General features: G+C 72.5%; 5 protein-coding genes, 1 rRNA gene and 1 pseudogene. 5 read left to right on the forward strand and 2 right to left on the reverse strand.

Annotation, left to right across the window (positions count from 1 at the left end; all coding sequences use genetic code 11):
* A pseudogene (locus GT030_RS30395) lies at window positions 1–378 on the reverse strand (S-methyl-5-thioribose-1-phosphate isomerase); the annotation flags it as partial.
* Between the two features lie 140 nt (window positions 379–518).
* Between GT030_RS30395 and GT030_RS30400 the strand changes: the two are divergent.
* The 5 genes from GT030_RS30400 to GT030_RS30420 are packed head-to-tail and all read left to right on the forward strand — an operon-like array spanning window position 519 to window position 6,108.
* On the forward strand, window positions 519–1,901 hold the full coding sequence (locus tag GT030_RS30400) for a hypothetical protein (protein WP_161203841.1): 1,383 nt from the start codon (window positions 519–521) through the stop codon (window positions 1,899–1,901).
* A 4-nt stretch (window positions 1,902–1,905) separates the two neighbouring features.
* Window positions 1,906–2,637 (forward strand): DUF4129 domain-containing protein, encoded by a 732-nt coding sequence (locus GT030_RS30405; protein WP_346009776.1) that lies wholly within the window; start codon window positions 1,906–1,908, stop codon window positions 2,635–2,637.
* Window positions 2,634–3,809, forward strand: a complete 1,176-nt coding sequence (locus GT030_RS30410; RefSeq protein ID WP_161203842.1) for a DUF4350 domain-containing protein — start codon at window positions 2,634–2,636, stop codon at window positions 3,807–3,809. The genes GT030_RS30405 and GT030_RS30410 overlap by 4 nt, the downstream gene beginning before the upstream one ends.
* Entirely contained in the window at window positions 3,809–4,798 is a 990-nt protein-coding gene (locus tag GT030_RS30415) for a MoxR family ATPase (protein ID WP_202460752.1), read from the forward strand. Before GT030_RS30410 ends, GT030_RS30415 begins: the two co-directional genes overlap by 1 nt.
* Window positions 4,798–6,108: a DUF58 domain-containing protein gene (locus tag GT030_RS30420; protein ID WP_161203844.1), complete on the forward strand. Its 1,311-nt coding sequence runs from the start codon at window positions 4,798–4,800 to the stop codon at window positions 6,106–6,108. Before GT030_RS30415 ends, GT030_RS30420 begins: the two co-directional genes overlap by 1 nt.
* A gap of 93 nt (window positions 6,109–6,201) precedes the next feature.
* Here the strand turns inward: GT030_RS30420 and rrf are convergent.
* Window positions 6,202–6,276: ribosomal RNA gene (rrf, locus tag GT030_RS30425) — 5S ribosomal RNA — on the reverse strand; the annotation flags it as partial.

Raw genomic sequence — 6,276 nt, forward strand, 5'->3', positions numbered from 1 at the left:
CGTGGGATCGCCGGTCGCGGTCAGCGCGTCCCGGTACGCAGCCAAGGCCCGGCGCACCCCGACGGACAGGTTCACCGCCGTCGGCCGGGCACTTTCCAGCGCCTCGGCGGCCTCGTCCACGTCGAAGCCGCGCGCGGCGGCCAGCGCGACGCCGTACGCGCCCGCGATGCCCAGCACCGGCGCACCGCGCACCGCCAGCGCACGGATCGCCTCCACCAGCACGGACGCGTCCGTGCACACCAGCTCGACCTCCTCGGACGGAAGCCTCGTCTGGTCGAGAAGGATCAGTACGGGTCCTTCGGGTGGTTCCTCCCATCGGATGACCGGTATCTCGCTCGGCCGCTTGTCCTCACCGGGTCGCGCCTGCTGATCAGCCATGCGGTGAGTCTGCCCCGTATCCGGCGGAGAATTGATGGAGTACGGGGCCCACCGCACCAGGTCACACCGTGACCTGGCCATGGCACGATGGCTGCCAACCTGCCGCCGCGACCGCGGACGGGCATCGTGAAGGAGCTTCGATGAGTGACACGCCGGGCTGGGCTTCGCCCGGACCCGACCCGTCGTCCGAGAAACGGCAGACCGGCGCGCCCGGCGCCGCCGAGCCCATGCCCACCGACAAGCCCGCGCCGGCCGCGCAGCCGAGCGAGGCTCCGCAGAGCCCGGACGCGAAGATCTCGGACGCGAAGGGCCCGGAAGCCCCGGAGGCCAAGGCCTCGGAGGCCAAGGCCTCGGAGGCCAAGTGGGCCGAGGGTCAGCCGCCGCCCGGACAGTGGTCGGCGCCCACCGGCGCGCCCGTCCCCGGCCAGGCACCCCCACCGCCACCACCGGGCGCGGGCTGGGGCGGCCAGCCCCCCGCCGGATGGGGCGGACCCCCGGCCTGGGGCAACGGCTGGGGTGGTCCCCCGCCCGCCGCGAAGCCCGGTGTCATCCCGCTGCGCCCGCTCAGCATCGGCGAGATACTCGACGGCGCCATCTCCACCATGCGCGCCTACTGGCGCACCGTCCTCGGTATCTCCCTGACGGTGGCGGTCCTCACCGAGCTCTGCGCGCTCCTGCTCCAGGGCGTCCTTCTGAAGGACACGACCAGCACGCTCAGCGACCCCGACGTCACCCCGGCCGAGGCACTGCGCTCCCTCGGCTCGATCACGGCCGGTGCGCTGCTCGTCGGCGTGGTCTCCGTGGTCGGCACCATCGTGGCCACCGCGCTGCTGACGACGGTGACCAGCCGCGCCGTCCTCGGCAAGCCGATCAGCATCGGCGAGGCGTGGCGCGAGTCCCGCGGCCAGCTCCTCAAGCTGCTCGGCCTCCTCATGCTGCTGGCCCTCATCACCGGCGGCATCCTGGTCGCCGGCGCGCTGCCCGGCCTCGTCGTGGGGCTCGTCGCGGGCTTCGACGCGCCTGCCGTCATCCTGCTCGTCCTGGGCATCCTGGCGGCCGTCGTCGTCATGATCTGGCTGACCGTCCGCTTCTCCCTCGCCTCGCCCGCGCTGATGCTGGAGCGACAGGGCGTGTGGAAGTCGCTGAGCCGGTCGGCCAAGCTGGTCCAGGGCTCCTGGTGGCGCGTCCTCGGCGTGCAGTTCCTCGCCGGGCTCATCGCCAACATGGTCTCCTGGATCGCGGTGATCCCCTTCACCGTCATCGCGTTCGCCGTCAATGGCGAGAAGATGACCGCCCTGATGGGCACCGGCGCCCAGCCGGCCGGCTGGTCGTTCCTGCTCATCACCGGCATCGGCTCGGTCATCGGCGCCACGCTCACCATGCCGGTCAAGGCCGGGGTCACCGTGCTCCTCTACATCGACCAGCGCATCCGCCGCGAGGCCCTCGACCTCGAACTGGCCCGCGCCGCCGGCGTCCAGGGCTGCACCCCCGGCGCCACGCCCGGCCCGGTGCCGGGGAGCTGATGCGGTGAGCATGGCGGGGGGAGTTCTCACGGCGGCGTCGGCCATGTCCGGCGCCGCCCGCCTCACCAGCTTCGCGTCGCGCGGCTCCGGCGACGAACCGCCCGTGACCGTCCCGCGCGACCCCGCCCGCGAGGCGGCCCGCCGCGAGCTGGCCAAGCGGATGTACCACGAGAACGACCCCAGCCTGTTCCAGCGCGCCCTGAACGCGTTCTGGGAGTGGCTCGGCAAGCTCCTCGCCAAGGCCGCCTCGGCGACACCGGGCGGCTCGCTCGGTCTCCTCGTCGTGGTCCTGTGCGTCATCGCCGTCCTGGCCGCCCTGTGGTGGCGGCTGGGCACCCCGCACCGCAGCCCCGTCGCGGCCGCTCCGCTGTTCGACGAACGCCCGCGCACCGCCGCCGAACACCGAGCCGCCGCCGACGCGCACGCCGCCCAGGGCCACTGGAGCCAGGCGGTCCAGGAACGCATGCGGGCCGTCGTCCGCGCCTTGGAGGAACGCGCCCTGCTCGACGTCCGCCCCGGCCGCACCGCCGACGAAGCCGCCGCCGAGGCCGGCCGCACCCTCCCTGCCCACGCGGACGCACTCCACGCCGCCGCCCGCCACTTCGACGACGTCACATACGGCGGCCGCACCGCCGACCAGCAGACGTACCAACGCGTCGCCCGACTCGACAGCGACCTCGAACGCGCCCGCCCCACCCTGGTGACCAGCGCCGCCCCCGACGGGAAGACCGGATGACCACCTCGTCCGCCCTCACCGCCCGTCAGATCTGGACCCGCAACCGGGGGATCGCCCTCGCCGTCGTCCTGCTGCTGGCCGGTGCCGTCGCCATCGCCGTCATCCGCTCCCAGACCAAGCACGGCGACCTCGACCCCCGCTCCGCCGACCCCCGCGGCAGCCGGGCCGTCGCCGAACTCCTGGCCGACCGAGGGGTCTCCACCCGTGTGGTCACCACCCTCGACGCGGCACGCGAGGCCGTCGGCCCGGACACCACCCTCCTGGTAGCCGTGCCCGACCTGCTGACGCACCGCCAACAGACCCGGCTGGCCAAGGCCACGGCATCCTCCGGCGGCCGCACCGTGCTCGTCGCCCCCGGCGACTGGTCTGTGGGCCGCCTCGCCCCCGGCGTCACCGCGAGCCCCGTCACCACCCTCGAGACCACACTCGACCCCGACTGCACCCTCCCCGCGGCCCGGCGGGCGGGCAGCGCCGAGACCGGTGGCATCCGCTACCGCACCACCGCCGACGACGCCGACGCCTGCTACCCCAGCGAGCGGCGCGCCACCCTCCTCCGCCTCCCGGCGACCTCGGGCACCGGCGACACCGTCCTCCTGGGCGCGCCCGACATCCTCCTCAACAACCGTCTCGACAAGCAGGGCAACGCCTCGCTCGCCCTGCAACTCCTCGGCTCCCGCCCTCATCTGGTCTGGTACCTCCCCTCGCTCGCCGACTCCTCCGCCGCCGGCACCGGCCGCAAAAGCCTCTTCGACCTGCTCCCCACGGGCTGGCTCTGGGGCACCCTGCAACTGTTCCTCGCAGCGGTCCTCGCCGCCTTCTGGCGCGGCCGACGCTTCGGCCCGCTCGTCCCCGAGAGGCTGCCCGTCGTCATCCGTGCCTCCGAGACGACCGAGGGCCGCGCCCGTCTCTACCGCAAGGCCGATGCACACGACCGCGCCTCCGCCGCCCTGCGCTCCACGGCCCGCACCCGCCTGGCCCCGCTTGTCGGCGTCCCCGCCGCCCAGGCCCACACCCCGGAAGCCCTGCTCCCCGCCCTTGCCGCGCGTCTCCCCGACAGCGGCGAACAGGCCCTGCACTCCGTCCTCTTCGGAGCCCCGCCCCGCGACGACGCGGCCCTCATCGCACTCACCGACCGACTCGACGCCCTCGAAAGAGAGGTACGCCGTTCATGATGGCCCCGACCACTGACAGCGCCGGGAACACCGAGGACGCGGACGCCGCCCGTGCCTCACTGGAGACCCTGCGCACCGAGATCGCCAAAGCCGTGGTCGGCCAGGACCCCGCCGTCACCGGACTCGTCGTCGCCCTGTTGTGCCGAGGTCACGTCCTCCTCGAAGGCGTCCCCGGTGTCGCCAAGACCCTCTTGGTCCGCGCCTTGGCATCGGCACTCGAACTCGACACCAAGCGCGTCCAGTTCACGCCCGACCTGATGCCGAGCGACGTCACCGGCTCCCTCGTCTACGACACCCGCACCGCGGAATTCTCCTTCCAGCCCGGCCCCGTCTTCACCAACCTCCTCCTCGCGGACGAAATCAACCGCACCCCGCCCAAGACCCAGTCCTCCCTCCTCGAAGCCATGGAGGAGCGACAGGTCACCGTCGACGGCACTCCGCGCCCCCTCCCCGAACCCTTCCTGGTCGCGGCCACCCAGAACCCCGTCGAGTACGAGGGCACCTATCCCCTCCCCGAAGCCCAACTGGACCGCTTCCTGCTCAAACTGACGATCCCGCTGCCCTCCCGCGAGGACGAGATCGATGTCCTCACCCGTCACGCGGCGGGCTTCGACCCCCGCGACCTGCACGCAGCGGGCGTACGTCCCGTCGCCGGCCCGGCCGACCTCGAAGCCGCCCGCGCGGCCGTGGCCGAGACGACCGTTTCCGCCGAGATCACGGCCTACGTCGTGGACATCTGCCGCGCCACCCGTCAGTCCCCCTCACTCACCCTGGGTGTCTCCCCCCGAGGCGCCACCGCACTGCTCGCAGCCGCCCGCGCCTGGGCCTGGCTGACGGGCCGTGACTACGTCACCCCCGATGACGTGAAGGCCCTGGCCCTGCCCGCACTTCGCCACCGGGTCCAACTGCGCCCGGAGGCGGAGATGGAGGGCGTGACCACCGACTCGGTCATCAACTCGGTCCTGGCCCAGGTCCCGGTACCCCGCTGATGCCGCTCACCGGACGCGCCGCCCTTGTCGCGGCTCTCGGCTCCCTCCCCGTCGGCCTGCTGGAGCCCAGCTGGACGGGCATCCTCGCGGTCAACGGCTCCCTGGCCCTGGCCTGCGCCTGTGACTTCGCGCTCGCGGCGCCCGTACGACGCCTTGTCCTCACTCGCTCCGGCGACACCTCCACTCGTCTCGGCGAAACCGCCGACATCACTCTGACCGTCACCAACCCGTCCCGCCGCCCGCTGCGGGGACGGCTGCGGGACGCCTGGCCACCCAGCAGCTGGGAACCGGGCACCGAGGTCGAAGGCTCCCGGCACCGCCTGGACATCCCGGCCGGCGAACAACGCCGTGTGACAAGCCGGTTGAGCCCCACCCGCCGTGGCGACCGCCACGCCGACCGCATCACGATCCGCTCCTACGGGCCCCTCGGGCTGTTCTCCCGTCAGGGCACCCACCGAGTGCCCTGGTCACTACGGGTTTTGCCCCCTTTCACCAGCCGAAAGCATCTCCCGTCGAAACTCGCTCGATTGCGTGAACTAGACGGTAGGACAAGCGTTCTGACACGCGGTGAGGGCACCGAGTTCGACAGCCTCCGCGAGTACGTGCCCGGCGACGACACCCGTTCCATCGACTGGCGAGCCACCGCCCGCCAGTCCGCGGTCGCCGTACGCACCTGGCGTCCGGAGCGCGACCGGCGCATCCTCCTGGTGCTCGACAGCGGCCGCACTTCGGCCGGCCGCGTGGATGATGTGCCCCGCCTGGACGCCGCCATGGACGCGGCCCTCCTCCTGGCTGCCCTCGCCTCCCGCGCCGGCGACCGCGTGGACCTACTCGCCTACGACCGCCAGGTTCGCGCCCTGGTCCAGGGCAAGTCCGCCGGCCAGCTCCTGCCGTCCCTCGTCACAGCGATGGCCACGCTGGAGCCGGAGCTGGTCGAGACGGACGCCCGCGGCCTCACGGCAGCCGCCTTGCGTACCGCACCGCGCCGCTCGCTGATCGTCCTGCTGACATCGCTCGACGCGGCCCCCGTGGAGGAGGGCCTGCTGCCGGTGCTTCCCCAGCTCACCCAACGCCACACGGTCCTCGTAGCCTCTGTGGCCGACCCTCATATCGCGCGCATGGCACAGGGCAGAGGAGACATCGACGCGGTGTATCAGGCCGCAGCCGCCGCACAGGCTCAGCACGAACGGCAGCACACTGCCGAACAGCTTCGTCGCCATGGGGTGACGGTGGTGGACGCGACGCCGGAGGAACTGGCCCCCGCGCTGGCTGACGCGTACTTGGCATTGAAGGCGGCAGGTCGCCTCTGAGGCGTATTTCACGCCCCTCCCTCTTTGGAGGGAAACGGGCCCTGAACGCAGAAACCCCCCGCACCAAAGGTGCGGGGGTTTCCCTCAAATATAGTTCGGCGGCGTCCTACTCTCCCACAGGGTCCCCCCTGCAGTACCATCGGCGCTGTGAGGCTTAGCTTCCGGGTT

The organism is Streptomyces sp. SID1328, from assembly GCF_009865595.1.
GTDB classification, from domain to species: domain Bacteria; phylum Actinomycetota; class Actinomycetes; order Streptomycetales; family Streptomycetaceae; genus Streptomyces; species Streptomyces griseoluteus.